Source organism: Streptosporangium becharense (assembly GCF_014204985.1).
Taxonomy (GTDB): Bacteria; Actinomycetota; Actinomycetes; order Streptosporangiales; family Streptosporangiaceae; genus Streptosporangium; species Streptosporangium becharense.
Map to the genome: position 1 here is coordinate 179,301 of NZ_JACHMP010000001.1, position 24,015 is coordinate 203,315.

Sequence of the window (24,015 nt, forward strand, 5' to 3'; positions counted from 1 at the left end):
CGCCGGATCGCCCAGCGGGTCGGCCGGCCACTGATCCGCCGTGACGAAATCCAAGCAAGGCCCGGTGCACGGCGCCTGCGCGACCCTCAGGGCCGCCCGGCACGGCGTGCGGGTCTTCACCGACCACCTCGGCGATGCCCCGGTGCCTGAACGGGAGGAGTCCGGCCAGGGCAGAGCCGTTCGAGCACTACGGGCGCGGATCTCCGGCCCGCCTGCCTGCGGTGCGGGTGTCGAACCGCCGGCGGTACTCCGACGGCGAGGTGTCGAAGGCCGCGGCGAAGCTCTGCCGCAGCGTGACACTGCTGCCGAAGCCACATGTGGCGGCGACCTGATCGATCGACAGTTCCGTCGACTCCAGCAGCCGACGGGCCTCGTCGAGGCGCTGACGCTTGACCCAGACGGCCGGGGTGACGCCGGTGGATGCCTGGAACGCTCGGATGAAGGTGCGCCGGCTCATGTGCGCGACGGCGGCCAGCCGCTCGACCGTGAGGGGTTCCGCCAGGTGCCGCAGAGCCCACTCCAACGCTCCGGTGATCGGGTCGTCGCAGGAGCGCGGGGGCAGGGGCCGTTCGATGTACTGTGCCTGCCCGCCCTCACGGTGCGGGGCCACCACGAGACTGCGAGCCACCCGGTTGGCCGCCGCCGCACCGAGCCTGCTGCGGACGAGGTGCAGGCATGCGTCGATCGCCGACGCCGTCCCGGCCGAGGTCAACACGTCACCGTGATCGATGTACAGCACGGAGGCGTCCGTGTCGACATCAGGATGCCGGGCGGCGAGCATGTCGACGGCCTGCCAGTGCGTGACGGCCGCGCGCCGGGACAGCAGGCCTGCGTCGGCGACGGCGAAGGCCCCCAGGCACAGCCCGGCGACCGTCGCGCCGCGGCTGTGAGCCCTTGTCAGAACTCGTCGAAGCGCCGGTCCGGCAGTACGACCGTCCTCGAACCAGGAGGGGACGACCACGACATCGGCCCCTTCAGCCGCCGTAGGCCCACGCACCTCGCCGAGTGTGTATCCCTCGGCGGTACGAATCGACCCCGCGCGATCCGAGAAGAGCATCGTCTCCCAGTCGCCCAGGCCCTGCCGGGCGACCTCGTCGAAGACGAGTTGCGGTACAGAGAGGTGGAACATCGTGACGCCGTCGAAGGCGTAGACGGCGATCCGCAGAGCATCGTCGGACGTTGGCACGAATCCATCGTAAAGCTGCACGCGTGCCAATGGTCAATGCGGTTCACCGCCCGCAGACTCGATGCGTCGCCTGCGAAGACGGCGGCAACGAGATCAAGGAGCACAGACCATGACCACCCCTCGCCGGGCACTCATCCTCATCGACGTGCAGCAGGAATACTTCGGCGGCGGCCCGCTGGAGATCCAGTATCCGCCCCACGCCGAGTCGCTGCCGCAGATCACGCACGCGATCGACGCGGCCACCGCCGCAGGTGTTCCCGTCGTCGCGGTGCAGCACACGATGGGCGAGGACGCACCCGTGTTCAACCCCACCCGGCCCGGGTTCCGTCTGCACCCGGAGGTCGAAAGCCGCCGCACGGACGAGTGGAAGTCGGTCGTCAAGCAGTACGGCACCGTGTTCGCCGGCACCGACCTCCTCGCCTGGCTGCGGGATCGCCAGATCGACACCATCACCCTCGTCGGCTACATGACCAACAACTGCGTGCTGGCCTCCGCCGCGGAGGCCGAGACCCACGGCCTGGCCGCCGAAGTCCTCTCCGACGCCACCGGCGCGATCAACATCGCGAACGAGGCCGGTTTCGCCGACGCGAAGACGGTCCACACCACCCTGCTGGCACTGTTCAACTCCAACTTCGCCGCCGTCGCCGACACCGCGACCTGGTCCGGCGCCGTTGCCGCCGGACGGCCGCTGCCCAAGTCCGACCTCGGCACTTCCGCCGTGACGGGTGCGCAACGCGCCGCACAGGCGTGATCCACACGCCCACGTCTTCGCCGGGGCACAGCTGACGGGAGGTCGAACGGCTCGTCCAAGGGGGTGCGGGCGAGCGCGTAGCAGACGTAGTAGGTGATCTCCGTTGGGCCGGTAAGGGAGCGGCGGGCCAGGACCCTGCGGACGCGGCCGGACACCCGTCAGGGCCGGATCGGTACCCGGCCCAGGCATATACGTGCCGGCCGTGGGCGATGTCCCGTTCCCGTTCTCGGACGGACCTGGTGCTGCCCCGCAGGGAGCGCAAGGCGTCGCCGATCACCGGGAGCCGGAGGCTGCGCGCCATGAGGGGCCGCCGGGCGTCACTCCCCGGTCTGCCCGTCCACCGACTCCCGGAGGAGGTCGGCGTGACCGTTGTGACGCGCGTACTCCTCGATCATGTGGACCACGATCCACCGCAGGGACGGCGTCTCACCGCCGGCCCAGGGCCGTCGGGCCGGACGGCTCAGGCCGTCGTCGTCCAGCGCCTCGGCGACCGCCTCGCGGGAGTGGTCCACGGCCTTCTCCCACAGCGCGAACAACTCCTCCGGGGAGTCGTCGGCGGCGGAGTTCCACTCCCAGTCCTTGTCGGCGCGCCAATCCACGGTGTTCCACGGCGCGGATCGGTCTCGCCCGTGCAACCGGTAGGAGAACCAGTCGTCCTCCACGTACGCCAGATGCTTGAGCAGCCCGCCCAGCGTCATCGACGAGGCGCCGACCTTCGCCGTCAGCCCCGCGCTGTCGAGGCCCCGGCACTTCCACGCCAGCGTCGCGCGCTGGTAGTCGAGGAATCCCAGGAGGGTCGCCGTCTCGTCACCCGCGATAGGCGGCTCGGGGCGACCGTGCTCGTCCACATCAGTCATGAACGGCAAGCATAACGACTGTGCTCACCGCTGGTCAGGAAACACGCGACCCCGTGTTCCGGGGACGTGACGCACCGGGTCTGACCGCTATCAGACGTAGTTCGGCGGTGTAGAGCTCGCCGTCGGCGTCCCGCAACCAGAGGTGGTCCAGGTCGGGCAGCATCTCGGTGACGGTGATCTCGCCGGAGCCCGCTTCGGCGGTACGACGGATCAGTTTGGCCATGAGGTTCACCATGGGCAGGCTGCGGAAGTCCACCGCCAGCGGCTTCTTCTCGCTCGGCACCCGGATGAAGCCCCGTTCGGGCAGCCCGTGCCGGGATCGCCAGAGCCGCGCGGCGGCGTAACGCGAGCGTTCGTCCTTGAGGGCGGCCCAGGTGGGCTCGGCGGCCGGGAACGTCCAGGCCTCGCGGCTCATGACCAGCCGGTCGACGGTGACGCGCGGCCGGTGCCGTGACGGGCCGAGAGGGCGGAACGCGTTGGTCGTCAGAGCGGTCAGCAGGTCTCCGGCGGCTTCCAGGAACGGGTGGGTCCGGTCCTCCTCGCGGTGCCGTACGACGAGGACCTCGCCTTCTCGTGTCACGGAGTAGTCCAGGATGGAGTGCATGGTGATGCCGGGCGGGGGTTCGGCCGCCTCCCCCCCGATGCTCAGGTAGGCGTTGCCCGGCAGCATGAGTTCGGTGGCCCGGGACATGCGCGAGGTCGTCAGCGGCGAGTCCGCCCGGGGAACGATCAGCAGCCGGCCGTCCGGGTGGCTGGCCGCCGTCGCCTCACGCAGCCGGCCGGGATCGGGGTGCTGGCTGACGAAGGACCTGTTCTCGATGGTGTTGGCCGCGCAGTGCAGTTCGCCGAGCACGTAGCCGGCCTCGCCGCGCGCCAGGGCTTCGGCGTCGGTGGCGATCACCATGAGGTCCGGGGAGAACCAGCGGGCGCCGCTCCACCGGGGCGACCCCACCGGGAACTCGAGGGCGACCCGATCGGCGATGCCGGCGACCGAGACCCGGTGCTCCCGGACGTCCGCTGACGGCAGGCTGAGGATCCTGGCCCACTTCTCCTGGAACTCCGCCACCACCTCGTCGACGATCTCCGATTCCGGGCTGAGGGTGAGCTGCCCGAGTTCCGGCATGAGGGAGGTCAGGAGCTGGAGCAGCGGCATGTCCGCGCGGCCGGTCCTCGCGGTCTCCCGGTCGAAGATCTGACGCGCCAGGGCACCGTAGCGGCCACCGACCGTGTTGACGAGCCACAGCGCACTGTCCAGCAGCAAACCCAGCGGTGCGGCCAGAGCGGCGAGCGCCCGGGAACCCACCTGGACCTCGGCCGAGCGGACGGTGTCCTCGTAGACCAGCGTCCGGCCGGCGTACAGTCCGCCCGAGCGGCGGCCGGCCTCCCGGCCGGTGAGCCGCTCGAAGGTGTCGGCGAGCTCCCGCTGGGCCTTCATCAGCCTGTCGGCGTCCCCCGCGGCGGCGGCCACACCGTCCCGCGCCGCTGTCAGCTCCTCCAGTGGCCGCCTGATCCGGTCGCGGACCGACGGATCGGCGATCGCCTCGATCCGTGCCGCCAGCGTCCGCTCCGGCCAGGGCTCCAGCGGGCCGGACAGGTCGATCCGGACCGCGCCGACCTCGCGCAGCCGCAACAGGGCCGCCACCGTGGCCGGGGCCGGCGGGTCACCGACGATCTCCCGCACGGTCCGGTGTCCGTCGCACAGCGCCAGGACCCGCAGTTCCGCGACCGTCAGCGTCACCGGCCTGCCGAACGGCCGGCGCAACAGCCTGCCGGTGAGCGACGCCGACAGCGCGCGCCGGGGACGCAGCCAGAACCACACCTCGGGCAGGGCGGCCAGCGTCTCGGCGAGCGTGCTGATCGCCCAGTCCTCGAAATAGGTGGTGCGCCGGGACAGGAACCCCGTCCCGGGGTCCACGACGATCCCCGTGTCCTCCGGCACCAGCCGGGCCCAGCCGAACGGACCGAAGAATCCCACCGTGTCGTTCTTGAGGCAGTAACGCTGCAGGTAGGTCGCGATGGTCAGCTCATGGCGGCGACCGCCGCGCGTGGCGCGGGGCTCGCCCGCCGCCACCTTGTCCAGGGTGAAGCGGACCACCTGCGGGCTCTGCCACGCCACCGCCTCGCGGAAGGCGCCGTCCACCGCGATCCGGCCCATGGCGGCGGACAGGCGCTCGGCGGCCTCGGCGTAGGCCTCCTCGTAGCCCGCTCCGGAGTCGGCGGCGGCGGCGAGCTCGTCGTCGCAGATCTCCAGGAACCTCCCGGCGGGGAATCCGGCGCCGCGCAGCGCGACGTCGCGCCACACGAACCAGCCGGTGCCGCCCAGCGGCACGTGATGCTCGCTCATCAGGTCTCGATCTCATCCAGCAGGGCGGCGAACTCGGCCGCTCCGTACTGCTCGCCTTGAGCCCGCAGGACCAGTCGCGCCAGTTCCTCCACCGTGGGTGCCTCGAAGACCTGGCGGAGGGAGAGCTCGATGACGAAGGACTCCCTGATCCTGGCGGTGAGCTGGGTGGCCAGCAGGGAGAAGCCGTTCAGCTCGAAGAAGGTGTCGTGGACGCCGACCCGTTCGGCTTGGAGCAGTTCCTCGAAGATCTCGGTCAGGCGACGCTCGATCGGTGTGCGGGGGGCCACGTAGGTGTCGGCGGGCGGGCCGTCGGAGGCATGCTGGGGAAGCGCGGCGAGGTCGTAGCCGCCGTCCGGGGTTAGCGGCAGGCTCTCCAGCAGGAGCAGGTGCCCGGGGATCAGACGGTCGGGCAGCCGGTTGCGCAGATACTGGGTGATCTTGACGGTGTCCTGCTCGGGGTCGGGTCCCGTCACGTAGCCGACCAGCGCGAGGCTGCCGTCGTCCATGACCTGCTCGGTCACCAGCGCGTCACGGACCTCCGGCAGTTCGCGCAGGACGGCCACGACGTCCCTCAGATCATCGCCCGGGTTCTCTCCGCTGCGGGCGACGAATTCCAGCGTGCCGTCGCTCCAGCGGCGCGCGAGGTCGCCGGTGCGGCCGGTCCCGACGCAGAGCTCGGCGACCTCGCCGGTGGCGGCCGGCCCGCCGCCGGCGAGGCTGAGCCGTACGGCGGGGCCGGTGCCCAGGGGGACGACCGTCGGCGCGGACTCCTCTGCCCAGTCCTCCGGAACCGGGTAGGCGGCTGCGGGCCGCCCGTCACGGCCGAGGCGGTGCACGCCGACGGCCCGGCAGCCCGGTGCCAGGCGGCGCAGCGTGGCGATGTCGCAGGCCAGCAGGTCGCCTGAGTTCTCGATGAAGGCGTAGCGCAGAGCGGGCAGCCGCTCGCCCGCCAGGGCTCGCAGGATCGGCGGCGTCAGGTAGGCGACGGTGATCTCCTCTTCCCGCAGCCAGTCCGGCAGGTTCCCGGCGGATTCCCGCAGCACCAGGGTCCCGCCGGCGCGCAGCGCACTGGAGACGGCCGAGATCAGGTGGCCGGGCAGCGTGGACAGCACGGCGAAGCGGTCGCCGGGGGTGAGGTCGGCGTGGGGGGCCGCCGGTCCGGGCAGGACGGGCCGGCCCGCCGCCTCCTGCTCACCGCCGGCTCCGCCGATGAGCGAGCTGAGGTCGAGCGTGGTGTCCGGCGCGTCGCCGGCCGGGCTCACGTCCACCACCGTGTCCACCCCGAGGAAGTGAACGGGCACCGAGCCGGCGTCCTCGATCACTGTGAACGGCACGCCCGCCTCCGCGCACCCCAGAACCGCGGCCACGAACGCGGCCGACCGTCTGCGCACCACCCCGTAGTGGGCCGGTGCCCGTCCGGCCAGTGTCTCGGCGACCCGGCCGGCCGCCTGAGCCAGCCACGGGTAGCTCCACTCCCCCAGGTCGTCCCGCACCGCCGTTCCGGTCCGCGGCCAGGGCGGCGCCGTCTCCTCCGGCGGAGGGCCGCCGGGCGGGAGCTCGTCGTGGCCGTCGGTGAGCGGGTGGTCCAGGATGTTCCTCCCCGGATCCGCGACCGCGGCTTCCAGCACGGCCTGGAGGTGGGTGAGCAGGGTGCGCATCATCTCCGGGTCGTAGCGGTCGGCGTTGAAGTCGAGGAAGATCCGGAGTGCTTCGTCGACCTCCTGGGCGGTCATGGTGAGATCGAACTTGCTGGGAAGCGTGATCGATTCCAGCGGCTTGACGTCGACGCCGCCGATCCGTTCCGGCTCCGGGCTGTCGATCATGTTGAGGAGGACCTGGAAGAGCGGGGAGCGACGAGGGTCGCGCGGGACCTGGAGCTCCTTGACGATGACGTCGAAGGGAGCGTCCGCGTGCGCCAGCCCCTCCAGCGCGACCTGCCTGGACCGGCCGAGGAGGTCGGCGAAGCTCGGGTCGCCGGACAGGTCGATCCTGAAGGGCAAGGTGTTGACGAAGAAGCCGATCAGCCCGTCCGTGCCCTCGGCGGCGCGTCCCGCCACCGGCACGCCGATCACCATGTCCCGCTGGCCGCACCAGCGTGACAGGACGGCGGTCAGTCCCGCCATCATCGTCATGAACATGGTCACGCCGTAGCGGCGGCACAGGTCGTGCATCGCCGCGGTCAGCGACTTCGGCAGAGCCAGCTCCAGGTGGTGGCCGGGAGAGGTGCGCAGCGGGGCCAGGCTCCTGCGGGTGGGCAGGGCGAGCGGGGGCGGCGGGTCGGCCAGGCGCTCGCTCCAGTAGCCGACCTCCCGCCGCAGCGCCGCCCCGCTCAGGGACTCGCGCTGCCAGAGCGCGTAGTCGCGGTACTGGATCGGGAGTTCGGCCAGCCCGGCGCGGTCGGCGTCGCCGCCGGCCTCGTAGAGCGCCGACAGTTCACGGACGAGGAGGCCGACCGACCAGGCGTCGGAGACGATGTGGTGCATCGTGACCGAGAGCAGGTGCTCGGTCTCGGCCAGCCGGAGCAGCGCGCAGCGGAAGAGTGGGCCGGTGGCCAGGTCGAAGGGCGTCGCCGCCTGCAGGTCCGCCAGCAGATGAGCGGTCTCGCGCGGGTCTCCCCGCTCACCGGTGAGGTCGGCGAAATCGAGGGCCCAGTCGTCGCCGAGCGCGTCCACGACCTGGGTCGGCCGGTCGTTCACCACCGGGAACCGGGTGCGCAGCGTCTCGTGGCGGAGCAGGATCGCGCGGATGCTCGCCTCCAGCGCGGGGAGGTCGAGCGGGCCGGTCAGCAACCTCCGGCCGTGGACGTTGTAGGCCGCTCCCGGCCGTACCTGGTCCTCCAGCCAGAGACGCTCCTGTTCGAAGGAGAGCACCGGGTCGGCGTCCGCGGGCCGCCGTCCGATGGCACGTGTCCCGGGCACCGGCCGTGCTCCCGCCGCCACCGCGGCGATCGTGGGCGAGGCGTAGAACTCCTTGATCTGGATCTGGAGGCCCAGCGTCTTGCGGATACGCGCCACGACCTTGGGGACGAGCAGCGAGTGACCGCCCAGCTCGAAGAAGTCGTCGAAGATCCCCAGATCCGGGCATCCCAGGGCATCGCGCCAGATCGCGGCGACCGCCTCCTCATCGGGGGTACGGGGCGAGTGTGCCATGGCCACAGGGTAGGCAGGCCGTTCCGGCGGGGCGACGCCCCACTTCATGTGACATCTCAGCCCGCAGTGCCCTCGGTACGTTCGTGATCCGGAGGTACGATGCGACGCGATCTTCCTGACTTCCCGACCGCCGCCGACGCGACCACCCTGGCCGAGCTACTGCGCTGGCGGGCCAGGCGTCAACCGGAGCGCGTCGGCTTCGTGTTCCTGGGTGAGCACCCCGGCGGTGAGCGGCCGGTGACCTACGCCCACCTGGACCGGCGGGCCCGGGCGATCGCCGGTGAGCTCCGGCGCGCCGGAGTCGGCCCGGCCGACCGGGTGCTGCTCCTCTACCCGCCCGGTGAGGACTTCCTCACCTCCTTCCTCGGCTGCATGTACGCCGGTGCGGTGGCGGTGCCCACGTTCCCCCCCGACCCGCTGCGGCTGGACCGGACGCTGCCCCGCCTGCTGACGATCGTGGCCGACGCGCGGCCCGCCGCGCTGCTGACCGTCGCGGCCCTGCTCCCCCTGGCCGGCGACCTGCCCCTGGGGGACCTGGCCTGGATCGCGACCGACACCGCGCCGGACGACGAGGGGGAATGGGCCGGCCCTGGAGCCGACGCCTCCGCGCTGGCCCTGCTGCAGTACACCTCGGGCTCCACCGCCGAGCCGAAGGGTGTGATGCTCACCCACGGCAACCTGCTGCACAACTCGGGGCTCGTTCAGGAGCTCTTCGGCACCGACGCGGCCATGCGCGGGCTGAGCTGGTTGCCGCCGTACCACGACATGGGCCTCATCGGCGGGCTCCTGCAGCCGCTGTTCGCCGGGTTCCCCATGTGGCTGATGTCCCCGGTCGACTTCCTGCGGCGTCCGGCGAGCTGGCTGGAGGCGATGTCGCGGCTGGAGCTGACGTTGAGCGGCGGGCCGAACTTCGCCTACGACCTGTGCGTCAGGAAGACCACGCCGGAGCAGCGGGAACAGCTCGACCTCAGCGCGTGGCGCGTGGCCTTCAACGGGGCCGAGCCGATCCGGCGCGCCACCCTGGCGCGCTTCGCCGAGGCGTTCGCACCCGCGGGTTTCCGTCCCGAGGCGTTCTTCCCGTGCTACGGCCTGGCCGAGGCCACGCTCATCGTGAGCGGCGGATTCGCCCCCGTCTCCGGGGAAGGTTCCGGGGAGGGTCCGGTCGGCTGCGGGCGGGGCGGCGCCGGCCAGGAGGTGCGGATCGTCGATCCGGTGACCGCAAGGCCGTGCCCCGCCGGGCACGAGGGCGAGGTGTGGTTGCGCGGGCCGAGCGTGGCCGGCGGGTACTGGAACCGGCCGGAGGAGAACCGGGAGGTGTTCCAGGCCGAGCTCGCGGACGGCGGCGGGCCGTACCTGAGGACCGGGGACCTGGGGAGGCTCGCCGGCGGCGAGCTGACCATCACGGGCCGGCTCAAGGACCTGATCATCGTCAGGGGCCGCAACCACTACCCGCAGGACCTGGAGGCCACCGCCGAGCGGGCCCATCCCCTCCTGCGGCCGGGCTGCGGGGCGGCGTTCACCGTGGAGCACGACGAGCCCGCGATCGTGCACGAGATCGTCCGCGACGCCGGCGACGTTGACGTCGCGGAGGTGGCGCGGGCGATCAGGACCCTGGTGGCCGGGGAACACGGCCTGCACATCGGGCTGGTGGTGCTGATCCCGGCCGGCTGCCTGCCCAAGACCACCAGCGGCAAGGTACGCCGGCGGGTCTGCCGGGACCTGCTGCTGGCCGGGGAGCTGCCCGAGATCGGCCGCAGCTCGGCCGACATGGAGACCTACCTGCGCGAGCAGGCCGCCGCCGTCTGCGGGCTGCCCGCCTCCGACATCGCCCGCGAACTTCCCCTGCTGGCCCTGGGCATGGACTCACTCGCCGCCCAGGAGCTGACCCAGCGGGTCCAGGCCGAGCTGGGGGTGCGGCTCCCGCTGGGCGACCTCCTCGGCGGCGCCTCCCTGGCCGACGTCGCCTCCCTCGTCACCGATCTCCCGCTCCCGGAACCGGCCGGCGGGCCGGTCGCCGGTGGGGACTCCGGGGCACCGGCGACCCCCCGGATGTCGCAGGGGCAGCGGGACCTGTGGTTGCTGCACCGGCTCGAACCGGAGAGCACGGCCTACACCACGGCGGCCGCGTTCCGGCTGGACGGGCTGCTCGACGCGGAGGCGTTGCGTCGGGCCCACGACCGCCTCCTGCGGCGGCATCCGGCGCTGCGGACCGTCTTCGCCGAACGGGACGGCGAGCCCGTGCCGGTCGTCCGGCCGGCCGCCCCGGAGTCCTTCTCGGTGTCAGAGCTCGGGGAGGCGGAGCTGGAGGCCCGGATCGAGGCCGACGCGAACCGGCCGTTCGACCTCGCCTGCGGCCCGCCGGCCCGGCTGCACCTCTACCGGCTCACCGACGACACGCACGTGCTGCTGTTCGCCGCGCATCACATCGTGACCGACTTCTGGTCCACGATGGTCCTCGGCCGGGAACTGGAGGCGCTGTACGGCGAGGAGACCGGTGGCCCGGCGGCCGGGTTGCCCGCCCTGGACGCCGGTCCGGCCGGCGTGCCGTCCCGGCGGGAGGAGCAGGCGGGTCGCGGGGACCGGCCCTCGCTCAGCGGTCCGGGCGGGACCCGCAGGTTCAGGATCGGCGCGCCGCTGACCGCCGGACTGGTACGCCGCGCGGCGGCGGAAGGGGTGACGCCCAGCGTCTTCCTGCTCGCCGCCCACCAGGCGCTGCTGCACCGGCTCACCGGCCAGGACGACCTGGCGGTCGGCGTCCCCTTCGCGGCCCGCACGCAGCCTCACCTGGCCGGCGTCGTCGGTCACTTCATGAACCCGGTGCCGATCCGCAGTCATGCCCGCGACACCTTCCGCGAGCTGCTGGCCCAGACCAGGACCCAGGTGATCGGCGCGCTGGAGCGCCAGGAGCACCGCGACGCGGCCCGGTTCCGGACGATGTTCGTCTTCAACCAGCCGACCGCCGCCGACGTCACGGCCTTCCCGGCGCTGCTGCTCGGTCACGCCGGCGTCCGGCGCCCGTTCGGCGGGCTGCGGGCCGAGTCGCTCCCGGTCAGCCTGGGCGAGTGCGCCATGGATCTGGAGCTGTCGCTCACCGCGCTCGACGGCGACATCCACGGCTGCCTCCGCTTCCGGACCGACGCCTTCGACGAGGACGCGGCGGATCGGTTCGTCCGGCACTTCACGGCCCTGCTCGAGGCCGTGGTCGCCGAGCCCGGCGCCGCGCTGGGCTCGGTCCCGCGTGCCGGCGCCGAGGAGCGCACCCTCCTGCTCGGCGGGTGGAGCACCGGCGGGCCCGCGCCGGAGGCCGAACTCCCGGTGTCCCGGCTCGTCGAGGAGCAGACGCTCCGCTCACCGCATGCGACGGCCATCGTGGCGGGCGGCGAGTCGCTGTCCTACCTGGAGCTGGACCAGCACGCCAACCGGCTCGCGCACCTGCTGCGCGCCAAGGGCGTCGGCTCCCGTGGCCGGGTCGGCATCTGCCTGGAACGCGGCTCCGGCATGGTCGTGGCGATGCTCGCCAGCGGCCGGGCCGGCGCGGCGTACGTGCCGATCGATCCGCTGAGCCCCGCCGACCGCGTCGCCGCCGTCTTCGCCGACGCCGGTGTGGACGCCGTGGTGAGCCAGGAGGCACTCGCCGACAAGCTCCGGGGCGTCACCGCTCCGCTGGTCCTGCTGGACGCGGATCGGCCGGAGATCCTCAACCGCCCGGTCACGGCGCTGCCGCCGCCCGCGCTGGACGACCCGGCCTACGTCGTCTACACCTCGGGCACGAGCGGGACGCCGAAAGGGGTGGAGGTCCCGCACCGAGCGCTGTCGGCCTTCACCCGGCAGGCCGCCGAGCTGTACGGCATCGGCCCGGACGATCGGGTGCTGCAGTTCGCCTCGATCGGATTCGACGCCAGCGTCGAGGAGATCTATCCCACCCTCACCCGTGGCGCGCGCCTGGTCCTGCGCACGGACCGGATGCTGGCCGACCCGGGCACGTTCCTGGCCGCCTGCGCGGCACAGGGAGTGACCGTGCTCGACCTGCCGACGGCGTTCTGGCACGAGCTCGTCGACGCGCTGGACACACCGGACACACCGGAGACACCGGAGACACCGGAGACGCTGCCCGCCACGGTCCGGCTCGTCATCATCGGCGGCGAGAAGGCGCTGCCGGAGCGGGTGGCGGCCTGGCACGCCACGGTCGGCGGACGCGTCCGGCTGGTCAACACCTACGGGCCCACCGAGGCGACCGTCGTCGCGACCGCCCACGAGCTCGATCGGCCAGGCCGCGAGGTCCCCATCGGCCGGCCGCTGGCGGGGGTCCGCGCCTACGTGCTCGACACCGCGTGCCGGCCCGTGCCCGCCGGTCTGACCGGTGAGCTGTATCTCGGCGGCGCCGGACTGGCCCACGGCTACCTGAACCGCCCCGGCCTGACCGCCGAGCGGTTCGTCGCGGATCCCTTCGGCCCCCCCGGCGGGCGGCTCTACCGCACCGGTGACCTGGTGCGTCACCTGTCCGACGGCACGCTGGTCTTCGTGGCCCGCTCCGACCGGCAGATCAAGCTGAGCGGTTACCGCGTGGAGCCGGGCGAGGTCGAGGCGGCGCTGCGCGGGCTGGACGGCGTCACCGACGCCGCCGTGGTGCGCGACGGCAAGTCCTTGCTCGCCTACGTGGTGCCGGAGACGTGCGTGGCCGACGAACTGCGGACGGCGCTGCACGCCGTGCTGCCCGGCTACATGGTCCCGGCCCGGTATGTGCCGCTGCCCGCGCTGCCGCGCACCCTCAACGGCAAGATAGATCTCAGCGCGCTGCCCCGGGTGACGGCACCGCGGCGGCCGAGCGTGCAGGAGCCGTTCCGCACACCGCAGGAGCGCGCGCTGGCGGAGATCTGGCGCGAGGTGCTCGACGTGGAGGAGGTCGGCAGGACCGACGACTTCTTCGCGGTGGGGGGACACTCCCTGTCCGCGACCAAGATGCTGGCGCGGGTGAACGACGTCCTCGGCCGTGACCTGCCGCTCCGGGCGGTGTTCGAGACCCCTGTCCTGGCCGACCTGGCGGACCGGATCCGCCACGCGCCGCAGGCCCTGTCCCGGCGGGTGCCACCCGCCCCGCGGGACCGGCCGCTGCCGCTCTCGTTCGTCCAGGAGCGGATCTGGTTCCTGCAGCAGCTCGACCCGGAGAGCACCACCTACAACGTGCCGCGTGCCCTCCGCCTGCGGGGACGGCTCGACGTGGCGGCGATCGCCAGGACCCTGGACGATCTCGAAGTCCGGCACGAGATCCTGCGGACGACCTTCCCCGAGGTCGACGGCGAGCCCTTCCAGGAGATCGGCGAACCGCGCGGAATCCCGCTGACCGTCGTCGACGGCAGTGAGGACCTGCTCCAGGAGTTCATCCTCACAGCCGGTCAGGAACCCTTCGACCTGGCGAAGGGGCCCCTGCTGCGGGTCACGCTGGTCCGCCTGGCGGCCGATGACCACGTCCTGGTCGTGGTGGAGCACCACATGGTCCACGACGGGTGGGCCCAGGGAGTGTTCCTCCGCGACTTCCTGGAGCTCTACGAGGCCCATGCCACCGGCCGGCCGCCCCGCCTGCCCGAGCTGCCCGTCCAGTACGCCGACTTCGCCGCCTGGCAGCGGCGGACCTTCCAGGGCGAGCGGCTGCGATCCCTGCTCGACTTCTGGCGGGAACGGCTGCGCGGCGCGCCGCCGCTGCTGTCGGTGCCCGGCGACCGGCCCCGCCCCGAGGTGCTGGGTTCACGCGGCGGCGAGGAGACCCTCTTCATCGAGGGGTCGCTCGCCCGGCGGCTGCGCGAGTACGGCCGGGACCACGACGCCACCCTGTTCATGACGATGTTCGCGGCCTTCGCCCTGCTGCTGCGCGAACGCAGCGGGCAGGAGGACATCGTGGTCGGCAGCGGCATCGCCAACCGGCAGCGTCCCGAACTGGAGAACCTGCTCGGGATGATCATCAACACGGTCCTGCTGCGCGTCGACCTCTCCGGCCGTCCCGGCTTCCCCGAGGTGCTGGACCGGGTGCGGGAGGTCTGCCTGGAAGCCTACGCCCATCAGGACATGCCGTTCGAGAAGCTGGTGGAGAGCCTGCGTCCCCCGCGCAGCCTCAGCCACACCCCGCTTTTCCAGGTGATGTTCAACTTCCTCGACACGCCGATGCCGTCCCTGCTGGTTCCCGGCCTCGACGTCGAGGTGCTGAACGCCCACAACCGTTCCTCGAAGTTCGACCTGAACGTGGTGGTCATCCCGCACGCCGGACAGCGCCTGGGCCTGGTCTCGGGGCCGGACGCGCCGGAGCGGATCGCGGTGCTGCTGGAGTACAACACCGACCTGTTCACCGCGGCCACCATCCGCGGCCTGCTGGCCGAGTACCTGGAGATCCTCACCGAAAGCGTCGAGCCATGACATCGTTGCCCGCCCTGTTCCTGGCGACCCGCGCTGAGCATCCGGAGAGGCCGGCGGTCACCTGCGGCCCGCAGACCCTGTCGTACCGCGAGCTGGCCGACGCGGCCGGGAGCCTGGCGGCCGAGCTCAGACGTCGCGGTGTGAGCAGGGGCGAGCTCGTCGGCCTGCGTGTGGCCCGATCCGTCGACGTCGCGGTGGCCGTGCTCGGCATCATGCTGGCCGGGGCGGCCTACGTGCCGCTCGATCCACGCTACCCGGCCGAACGCCTGCGCCTGATAACCGAGGAGTGCCGGATCTCCCACGTCGTGGGCGACTCCGTGCCGGTCCGGGGCCACCCGCCCGCGACCGTCCCGCCGGACCTGGAGGCGGGCGACACGGCCTATGTGATCTACACCTCCGGCTCCACCGGGCGGCCCAAGGGCTGCGTGGTGACCCACGGCAACGTGCTCAGCCTGCTCGACGCCGCGCTGCCGCTCTTCGACGTGGGCCCGGACGACCGATGGGCCCTGTTCCACTCGGTCAACTTCGACCTGTCGGTGTGGGAGATGTGGGGTCCGCTGGCCACCGGCGGCACGGTGGTCGTCGTGGACGAGGACGCCTCCCTCGATCCGGGCGAGCTCATCGGCCTGCTGATCCGCGAGCGGGTCACCGTGCTGAACCAGGTCCCCTCGGTCTTCCGCATGCTGGCCGAGGCGCACGAGGACGAGGGGTGCCCGCCGCTGCCGCTGCGCTACCTCATCTTCGGCGGCGACGCCGTCGACCTCGACGCCACCGCGCGCTTCCTGGCGGCACTGCCTCCCGGCACCGGACCCGTCGCGGTCAACATGTACGGCATCACCGAGACGACCGTGCACGCGACCTTCAAGGAACTCGACCCGGTCACCTTGCGCGGGGCCAACCCCTCGCCGATCGGCAGGCCCCTGCCCAGCCTGGGCATCACGCTGCGCGACCCGGACGGGTCGGAGGTGCCGGCCGGCGAGGTGGGCGAGATCTGGGTGTCCGGAGCCGGCGTGGCCGCGGGCTACCTGGGCCGCGACGACCTGACCGCCGAACGCTTCGTCGTGGTGGACGGGGTGCGCCACTACCGCTCCGGGGACCTGGCCCGGCGGGTGCCGGGCGGGGAGTTGCAGTACCTCAGCCGGATCGACCGCCAGGTGAAGCTGCGCGGGATGCGCATCGAGCTGCCGGAGATCGAGATCGTCCTGCGCTCCTGCGCCGGCGTGCGGGACGCGGCGGTGCTGCTGGAGACCGACGACGCCGTGGGCGAGCTGCTGGTGGCCTACGTCGCGGCCGATGACACGTTCGACCCGGGGCGGGCCCGGGCCGAGTGCGCGCGGGTCCTGCCCTCCCACATGCTGCCCACCAGGTTCGAGCGGCTGGCCACGCTGCCGCTGTCACCCTCGGGAAAGGTGGATCACCGGGCCCTGAGCAGATCCGCTCAGTAGATGACGCGGTGGTCGGCCGCCGGCCGCCACCCGCGCGAGCCGCGGAGGTTGCGGGTGATGTTGAGCCGCTTGAGCCACCGGTCCGAACCGTCGTAGCGCGGCCGGAACGACTTACGGCCGTGCACGGCGCGGAAGTTGTCGATGAACACCAGGTCTCCCGGCCGCAGGCGGACGCTGCGCATCTTGGCCTCGATCTCCGCGCACAGGGCTTCGAAGGCGCGCAGCGAACGCTCCGGCCAGCCGTCGGTCTTCATGTGGTAGGGGTCGAGCGCCATGTACGGGTCGAGGCTGTCGCCGAAGAGGATCGGCCGCTTCACCGGGTCGTCGTTCCACGACTGGATGAGCTCGAAGCTCCGGATCCGGAGCCGGTCCACCACCGGATCCCCGGTGGACTGCCGGGCGTTCTGCGGCTGGTGGGAGTTGTCCGGCATCTGGGTGAACTCCGGCTCGAACAGCGCCGCGACGTCGAGCGAGGACCAGTCGAGGTCGCCGGCGTCGCAGACCGTCGTCTCCACCGCGTCCGGATTCTTCAGGCACATGAGCGCCACGTAGTCGCCGCGGCACGGGTGGAAGGCGTCCTCGGTGTGCCAGGAGAGGTGCTGCAGGCTGTTGGAGCCGATCTCGTAGTTCTCGTGCCCCTTGATCGGGAGCACGTCGTGCATGATCCGGCCGTCCTGCTGGGTCGCCCAGCCGAAGACGTCGCCCAGGACGGACGCGCACAGCAGGAAGAAGATCTCCTGGGTGAAGGACGGCGAGCCGTACTGGCTGTCGCGCCAGTGCTCGGGGGTGGGCCCGAGCAGTTCCTCGTCCACCGCCAGGCCGGACAGCACGCACAGGGCGGAGGGCTCGCCGAGGCGGAAGTCCTCCAGGAACTCCACAAGACGTGTCGGCAGGGACCTGGCCAGCACCCTGGCCTGCCGGATCAGTTCGGCGTCCTCGATGGTGTCGTACATCTTGGCGATCTCGGTGAGCAGCGGCGCCAGCTGCGCTCCGTCCTGCGGCGTCAGCGTGAGCTCATGCACGGTACAGCTCCTCCACATACTTCTTGGCCCCGTCCAGCTCGGTCCGCATCCACTGGAGCTGCTCGGCGTACTCCTCGGCGGAGTCACCCGGCGACTTCACGTTCGTCATGATCAACTCACTGCCCCGATGATTGGCGGTGACCCGGTACGGGATGAAGATCTCGGTACCGTCCGGGAGGATCACCCTGTGGTCCAGCAGGAGCAACTCCCGGTGGAAGAGGCTGGAGAGCACGACAGGGCCCTGCGGACCCGTGACGTCGTAGGTCGTCTCCGACGTCCGTTTCACGGCGAGGGCGAAGGGCGAGAACCGGGGCCAGTCCTCGACGTTGGCCACGACCCGCCAGACGAACTCCGGCGGGGCCTCGATCGAAACGCTGTAGGTGTCCGACCGCTCAGTGCGGCACTCCACGCGCATCCTCCTCGATTCTGGCGGCGAGCTCTCGCAGCGAAGGGTTGGCGAACAGGTCGCGGACCGGCACCTCGACGCCGAAGGCACCGCGGATGCGGGCGATGAGCCGGGTGGCGTGAAGCGAGTTGCCGCCCAGGCCGAAGAGGTCGCCGCCGACGCCGACCTGCTCGACGCCGAGCAGGTCGGCCACCGTGGCGGCGAGCCGGCGTTCGGTCTCGGTGACCGGCGGCAGGTGGGGCACCTCGGCCGCGGCGGGTGCTCCGGCCGGCTCGGCGGCGAGCGAGACCCGCTCGGTGTCCAGCGCGAGCGCGGAGCCGAAGCTCCCGGCATGCTCGGCATGGGTCAGGACCAGGCCGGGCACCGGCTCTCCCGGGGCGACCTGGACGGCCTGCCCTCCCGTCTTCCACACGGCCAGCAGGGCGGTGACGAGGTCCGCGCCGGGTGGCAGGCAGAGGGCGACCCGGTCGCCGGAGCCGACACCGGCCCGCCGCAGCCGGTTGGCGAGCCGGCCGGCCGCCGCGTCGAGCTGCCGGTGCGTCCACCGGATGCCGTCGCCGTCGACCAGGGCCACCTCGCCCCCACCCGGGTGCCGCGCCAGCAGGTCGGTGTCGCGGAGCACCCGGTCGCGTTCCGCGGCCGTCAGGATCTCGATGTCGCCGACGCGGGCACCGGGTGCGGCGACGGCTTCACCGAGCGCGGTGAGGTAGTGGTCGATGAACCGATCGATCCGGTCGGCGTCGAACAGGTCGGTGGAGTACTCGACCGACAACGGGAGGGTCCCGTCGGGCGAGTCCGAGACGTCGACGGAGATGTCGTAGAGGGCGTAGCGCTCGGGAACGACGATGGGCTCGATGCTCACCTCGCCGAGCACGAGGTCGGCCGCGCCGATGTCGCGCGGCAGGAGGGTGAGGCCGATCTGGAACAGCGGATTGCGTCCGGCGGCCCGCTCCGGCCGCAACGCGTCGACGACCAGGTTGAACGGCACGTCCTGGTGCGCGGTGGCGTTCAGGATGGTGTCGTGGCAGCGGCGGACCAGCTCACCGAAGGTGGGGTCGCCGTCGAGGGGGGTCCGCAGGACCAGGGTGTTGCCGAAGAATCCGACCAGGCCCTCGATGTCGGCCCGGGTCCGGCCCGAGAAGATGGAACCGATCGGCAGGTCGCGCTGCCCGGTGTAGCGGTGCAGCACGACCAGCAGCGCGGCCTGCAGCACCGCCAGCAGGGAGACCCGGTGTTCTCGCGCGCAGGCGCGCACCGCGGCGCTCAACTCGTCGGGCGTCTGCCGCGCGATGGTGTCGCCGCGGCCGGTGGGCCGGTCGGGACGCGGCCGGTCGGCGGGGAAGGACACGACGGGCAGGTCGGCCAAGGTCTCCCGCCAGTAGCCGAGCCGGTGCTCCAGCTCGGCCCCGCGCAGCCGGCGGCGCTGCCAGGCGGCGTAGTCGGCCGGCTGCACCGGCAGCGGCTCCAGGTCCGCCTCGCCTCCGGCCGCGTACAGGGCCGACAGTTCGCCGCCGAGCACGGCGGCCGACCAGCCGTCGGCCACGATGTGGTGGAAGACCAGCACCAGCGCGTGCTCGTCCGGGGCGATCCGGGCCAGCGCGTACCGGAACACCGGCCCCTGCGCCAGGTCGAACGGCCTGGCGCACTCGTCGGCGGCCCACCGCTCGACGTGGTCGGCTGGAAGGTCGATCGGCTCCAGGCGTACGGCCGGCGGCGGGTCGATCACCTGGCGCGGCACCCCGTCCTGGTTCAGGAACCTGGTGCGCAGCGCCTCGTGCCGCGTCACGAGGCGCTGCAGGGCCCTCTCCAGCGCCTCGACGTCCAGGCGGCCGCGGATCCGCAGCGGGAACGGGATGTGGTACACGGTCGAGGCGGGGTCGTACTGGTTCATGAACCAGACCGCCTCCTGCTGGAAGGTGCAGGCCAGCGCGCCGTCGCGGGGAACCGGGACGGGACCGGCGTTCAGCGCCGCCCGCTTCGCGCGTTCGCCGGCCAGCCGGCGTTCCAGCTCGGCGATCTTCTCGTCCAGCTCGTCGTCCGGCGCCGTGTCCGGCCCGCCGGAATCGAGGAGTGCCCGGGCCAGCCCCCGGACGCTGGGATGGGTCGCGAGCATGCCGACGCTCGCCCCGTCGATGCGGCTGACCACCCGGACCGCGGCGAAGGAGTCGCCCCCCAGGCCGAAGAAGCTCGCGGTGGGATCGACGTCCGGCACGCCGAGGACCTCGCGGAAGACCTCCGCGACCTTCTCCTCCAGCCGCGCGGCCTCCGCGCTGAGCGGCTCGGCCGGCGCCTCGGAGGCGACGGGGGCGAGCGGCGCGACGGCGTCGGGACCGGCCGCCGCGACCACGACCGAAAGGCGATCGGCGCTCGCCATCGCCTCGAAGACGGCGTGCAGGCGCGCCAGGACGTCGTCGACGAAGCCCTCGTCGAAGCGTTCGCGGTGGATCAGCACCTGCAGCTCGGAGACCGGTTGCGGCGCGACCGTCAGGGTCAGCGGGAAGCTGATCTTGTCGTACAGGGCGTCCCGGCGGAACGCGGGCCGCCCCGGTTGCCCGGCTCCGGCGGAGCCGACCGCCAGGGCGGCGTTCTCCAGGACGACCAGGCTCTCGAAGAGCGCGCGGCCCGGCGTACCCGCCCACGTCTTGATGTCGGCCAGCGGCGTGTACTCGTACCGGCGCATCTGCGCGTATCGATCCTGGATGTCGCGCAGCCACGCGCCGACGTCGCCGTCGTCCGGAACGCTCACCCGCACCGGCAGCGTGTTGGCGAACAGCCCGACCATCCGCTCGACCTGGGGCAGCTCGGCGGGCCTGCCGGAGCTGGTGGAGCCGAAGACGACGTCGGAGCGGCCGGTGTAGCGCCGCAGCACCACGGCCCACGCCGCCTGCACCAATGTCCCGAACGTGACGCGGTGGCGGGCCGCCGCCTCCCTCAGCCCCCGGCCGATCCGCTCGGGCAGATCCACCGTCCGGCGGCTGACCTCCCCGGTGCCGCGCCGCGGATCCCAGGGCCGCAGCGGGGCCAGGCGGCTGGGGGTGACGCCGGCGAGTGTGCGCGTCCAGAAGTCCTTGGTCGCCTCCGGGTCCTGCCGCTGCAGCCACGCGATGTAGTCGCGGTAGGGCGGCGGGTCCGGTGGGGTGGGCCCCCCGCCGGAGCGAGCCATGACCTCGGTCATGACGACCGCCACCGACCAGCCGTCCAGCAGGAGGTGGTGGTAGGTCCACGTCAGGCTGTGCCGGTCCTCCCCGAGCCGGACCAGGTGGAGGCGCTGCAGCGGCGCGGCCGTCAGGTCGAACCCGGCCGCCCGGTCCTCGGCGTGCAGCCGTTCGAGGCGTTCGCGCTGCTGTGCGGCGTCCAGGTGCGTCCAGTCGTGCCGGTGCACGGGCAGCGTCACGTCCCGGTGGACGACCTGGAGGGGCTTGTCGAGCCCTTCCCAGTGGAAGGACGTGCGCAGCGAGGGATGCGCCATGAGGACGGCGTTCCAGGTCCGCTCCAGGGCCTGGTAGTCGAGTGGCCCTTCCACCTCGTACATGTGCTGGCTGAGGTACATGTCGGCGGCGCCGTCATGCGTGCTGTGCAGCAGCATGCCCTGTTGGAGCGGTGAGAGTTCGTAGATGTCCTCGACGTCGCCCATGCCCTACTCCCCTCTCAAACCGCTCTGCAGGGTCTCCAGGAGCTCGGCCGGAGCGTCCTGGAACCGGTGGTGCCGCCCGGGGAAGACCAGGAAGGCGGTGTCGCCGCAGCCGGCCCACCCCTTCATCTCCTCGGGTCTCACCTCGGCGTCCTCGCTCCAGCCGATGGCGGTGATCGGGCACGCGAGCCGTACCGGATCCGGCACGAGGTAGCGCCGGCTCACCTCGACGTCCGCGCGGAGGATCCTGAGATAGATGGCGACCAGCTCGGGGTGCGGCGTGTTGCCCTGCTCCCGGATGGACTCCTCCAGCTCTGCCCGGAGCTCGGCGTCGCTCATGGTCAGCATCCGCCCCACGGGCCCGTCCTGCGGTGCCAGCTGCGAGGAGACGAACAGGCGCGCGGGAGGCCGGCCGGCCCGCTCCAGCCGGACGGCGACCTCGTACGCCGCGTAGGCCGACCAGCAGTGCCCGAACAGGGCGAAGGGTACATCCAGGTACGGCCACAGGCCGGTGATCATGGCGTCGGCCAGGTCCTGGAACGTGTCAGGCATCGGGTCGTCGAAGCGGCTCAGCCTGCCCGGCAGCTCCACCGGCAGGAACTCCACGGAGTTCCGCTCCTGCGGCCAGGCGCCGAACACGCCGGTGCCGCATCCCGCGTGCGGGAGGCAGAACACCCGTCCGGCCGCACTGGGCGAGGGTTCACGTTCCAGCCAGACCGTCATGTCAGCGCGCGCTCAACGGGCGCAGATCGGTCCAGTTCCGCTCCACGTACTCCAGGCACGCCTCACGGGAGTCCTCACCGTGGACCACGCGCCAGCCCGCGGGCACGGTGAGGTGGCCCGGCCAGAGCGAGTGCTGTTCCTCGTCGTTGACCAGCACCAGGAAGGCACCATCGGGATTGTCGAACGGGTTCATGCCAGGGTCTCCTTCGACGGGTTGTGGAACGGGATGGAACCGGACACGCCGCTACCGGGGCACCGCCGTACCGAGCACGCGCACGCGCTCGCCGGCCAGCGTCATCTCCAGACGTCCGCCACGTTGGGAGAGCTGCAGCGCGGTGAGCCGGGTACGGCCCAGCCGTTCGGCCCAGTACGGCGCGAGCTTGCAGTGCGCGCTGACGCACACCTGGTCCTCGTTCACGCCGAGGGCCGGGAAGAAGGTCCGCGACACGAAGTCCACGTCGGACGAGGCCCGCGCGGTCACGATGTGACCGCGGAACGGCTGGGCGGCCAGCGCCGCGAAGTCGGGCCGGACGGCGGCCACGGCCTGCGCCGATTCCACCTCGACCAGGATGTCGTCGCTGGAGACCGCGCAGCGCGCCGCGGCGGTGCCCAGCGCCTCCAGCAGCCCGGCGGGCGGCTCGCACGGCGCCGGTGGCACCGCCTGCAGCTCGATGGCCACCAGGTCGCCGTCGCGCTCGGCGCGCAGGACACCGTTGTCGGAGACGAAGGTGAGCCGTTTGAGACCGGTGTCCCGGTCGAACAGATGGCGGGCACTGGCGATGGTGGCGTGGCCGCAGAGGTTGATCTCCTTGTACGGGGTGAACCAGCGCACCCGATACTCCTCCGGCGCGACGGCCGGGACCACGAAGGCCGTCGTCGGCAGGCCGATCCGGTGCGCCTCCCGCTGCATCGCGGCCTCCGCCGGGAACGCCTCCGCGACCACGACCGCGGCCGGGTTCCCGGCGAAGCTTTCGTCCGCGAAGGTGTCAACCACGTGGAACCGCATGCGCGGGGAGCTCCTCCCAGGTGCGGAAGACGCGGTCGATGGCCTGGCCCATCCCCCACACCTCCTGGTACGGCGGGCCTTCCGGCCCGTTGTCGATGTCCCGCTGCCGCGCGTAGGCCGCGATGGTCCAGTCCGGCGTGGCGGGATAGCGGTGGTGGTAGTCGTGGTTGGGCAGGTCGCCCACGACCACGAGCAGCCGTGACGGCAGGTGGTAGCAGAGGGTCAGCGCACTCCAGCGGATCCACGCCCACAACCCGTCACCCTTGGCCGGCACGGGCCCGCCGCAGAAGCGGGCGGAGGTGTTGGCCGCGGTGTAGAAGCGGTGACCGTACTCGGCCTTGCGCGGCGCCAGCCACTCGTGCTCGCCGAGCCGGTCCAGCAACGCGCTCAGCTGGGCGAACGCGATGACCGGGACGACGAACGCGAGCAGCAGCACCAGCAGGCCGTTGGGGAACCAGAACGGTAGCGACAGCCACCAGCCGAACCAGAGCGCGAAGACCGCCCGCCGCAGGTGGCCGCCCCGCAGGTTGCTGGCGATCCGGCCGGCGAATCCCTTCCAGTAGAAGACCGGCGAGAGGAAGACCGTCCACGCGCGCCGCCAGAGCTGGGCCCGGGACATCCCGGGCCGGAATCCGAGGGCGGCCAGGAACTGCACCGGCGGGTCCACCTCGGTCGCGAAGACCTCCCGCCGGTGGTGGTTGTCGAAGTGCTCCTCCTTGAAGTCGCCGAAGGTGTGGAAGACGCTCAGAACCGTGACGGCCTCGCCCCAGAACCGGTCGCCGGCCGCCCGGCCCGAGAACCGCCGGTGCAACGCCTGGTGCGCGATGACCAGGACCATCATGCGGGCGCCGGCCACCGTGAGGACCCAGCCGCCCAGAAGGGCGGCGACCCAGTACGGATGCATCGTGGCCACGGCGACGGTCGAGACCGCGAGGCCGGCGAAGAACAGCGTCAGGGTCACGGCCAGGTACGAGGCCCACGTGTGACGCAGCAACGGCTGCTGTCCGGGCAGCGCCTTACCGGTCTGCCAGGTCCAGAAGTGCTGCGTCCATGACGGGAAGCGAAGATACGTGGCGCGAACGTCTTGCAC

14 protein-coding genes are annotated in these 24,015 nt (G+C 72.2%); 3 read left to right on the plus strand and 11 right to left on the minus strand.

What is annotated here, in order from left to right:
• Positions 1–187 precede the first annotated feature (187 nt).
• Complete coding sequence (locus F4562_RS00840) at positions 188–1,186, minus strand: GlxA family transcriptional regulator (RefSeq protein ID WP_311734210.1); 999 nt, start codon at positions 1,184–1,186, stop codon at positions 188–190.
• Positions 1,187–1,295: 109 nt separating this feature from the next.
• Here F4562_RS00840 and F4562_RS00845 point away from each other — a divergent pair, with 109 nt between their 5' ends.
• Entirely contained in the window at positions 1,296–1,937 is a 642-nt protein-coding gene (locus tag F4562_RS00845) for an isochorismatase family protein (RefSeq protein ID WP_184546135.1), read from the plus strand.
• 317 nt (positions 1,938–2,254) lie between these two features.
• Here F4562_RS00845 and F4562_RS00850 read toward each other — a convergent pair whose 3' ends face one another.
• The 3 genes from F4562_RS00850 to F4562_RS00860 are packed head-to-tail and all read right to left on the minus strand — an operon-like array spanning position 2,255 to position 8,287.
• Positions 2,255–2,794 (minus strand): DinB family protein, encoded by a 540-nt coding sequence (locus F4562_RS00850; protein ID WP_184546137.1) that lies wholly within the window; start codon positions 2,792–2,794, stop codon positions 2,255–2,257.
• Between the two features lie 34 nt (positions 2,795–2,828).
• Entirely contained in the window at positions 2,829–5,138 is a 2,310-nt protein-coding gene (locus F4562_RS00855; RefSeq protein WP_184546139.1) for a lantibiotic dehydratase, read from the minus strand.
• Positions 5,138–8,287: a condensation domain-containing protein gene (locus F4562_RS00860; protein WP_184546141.1), complete on the minus strand. Its 3,150-nt coding sequence runs from the start codon at positions 8,285–8,287 to the stop codon at positions 5,138–5,140. Before F4562_RS00860 ends, F4562_RS00855 begins: the two co-directional genes overlap by 1 nt.
• A gap of 99 nt (positions 8,288–8,386) precedes the next feature.
• Between F4562_RS00860 and F4562_RS00865 the strand changes: the two genes are divergently transcribed.
• Both F4562_RS00865 and F4562_RS00870 read left to right on the plus strand, forming a co-directional pair.
• On the plus strand, positions 8,387–14,692 hold the full coding sequence (locus F4562_RS00865) for a non-ribosomal peptide synthetase (RefSeq protein WP_184546143.1): 6,306 nt from the start codon (positions 8,387–8,389) through the stop codon (positions 14,690–14,692).
• Complete coding sequence (locus tag F4562_RS00870; protein WP_184546145.1) at positions 14,689–16,137, plus strand: amino acid adenylation domain-containing protein; 1,449 nt, start codon at positions 14,689–14,691, stop codon at positions 16,135–16,137. The genes F4562_RS00865 and F4562_RS00870 overlap by 4 nt, the downstream gene beginning before the upstream one ends.
• On the opposite strand, the gene vioC is transcribed toward F4562_RS00870, so the two are convergent.
• From vioC to F4562_RS00905, 7 genes are read right to left on the minus strand one after another with little or no spacing between them, the layout of a single operon-like run.
• A complete protein-coding gene (gene vioC, locus F4562_RS00875) occupies positions 16,131–17,159 on the minus strand; it encodes an arginine beta-hydroxylase, Fe(II)/alpha-ketoglutarate-dependent (RefSeq protein ID WP_184546147.1) in 1,029 nt (342 codons plus the stop codon). The two genes, F4562_RS00870 and vioC, sit on opposite strands and share 7 nt — an antisense overlap.
• The gene (locus F4562_RS00880; protein WP_184546149.1) at positions 17,152–17,568 is read right to left on the minus strand and encodes an SRPBCC family protein; all 417 of its coding nucleotides are present in this window, start codon (positions 17,566–17,568) and stop codon (positions 17,152–17,154) included. Before F4562_RS00880 ends, vioC begins: the two co-directional genes overlap by 8 nt.
• A complete protein-coding gene (locus tag F4562_RS00885) occupies positions 17,552–21,199 on the minus strand; it encodes a condensation domain-containing protein (protein WP_184546151.1) in 3,648 nt (1,215 codons plus the stop codon). The genes F4562_RS00880 and F4562_RS00885 overlap by 17 nt, the downstream gene beginning before the upstream one ends.
• Before the next feature lie 3 nt (positions 21,200–21,202).
• Positions 21,203–21,919, minus strand: coding sequence for a thioesterase II family protein (locus tag F4562_RS00890; RefSeq protein ID WP_184546153.1), 717 nt, complete (start codon positions 21,917–21,919; stop codon positions 21,203–21,205).
• A 1-nt stretch (position 21,920) separates the two neighbouring features.
• Positions 21,921–22,112 (minus strand): MbtH family protein, encoded by a 192-nt coding sequence (locus tag F4562_RS00895; protein WP_184546155.1) that lies wholly within the window; start codon positions 22,110–22,112, stop codon positions 21,921–21,923.
• 51 nt (positions 22,113–22,163) lie between these two features.
• Positions 22,164–22,925 carry a PhzF family protein gene (locus F4562_RS00900; RefSeq protein WP_184546157.1) on the minus strand — a complete coding sequence of 254 codons (762 nt, stop codon included), beginning with the start codon at positions 22,923–22,925 and terminating at the stop codon, positions 22,164–22,166.
• Entirely contained in the window at positions 22,906–24,015 is a 1,110-nt protein-coding gene (locus F4562_RS00905) for a fatty acid desaturase (protein ID WP_184546159.1), read from the minus strand. Before F4562_RS00905 ends, F4562_RS00900 begins: the two co-directional genes overlap by 20 nt.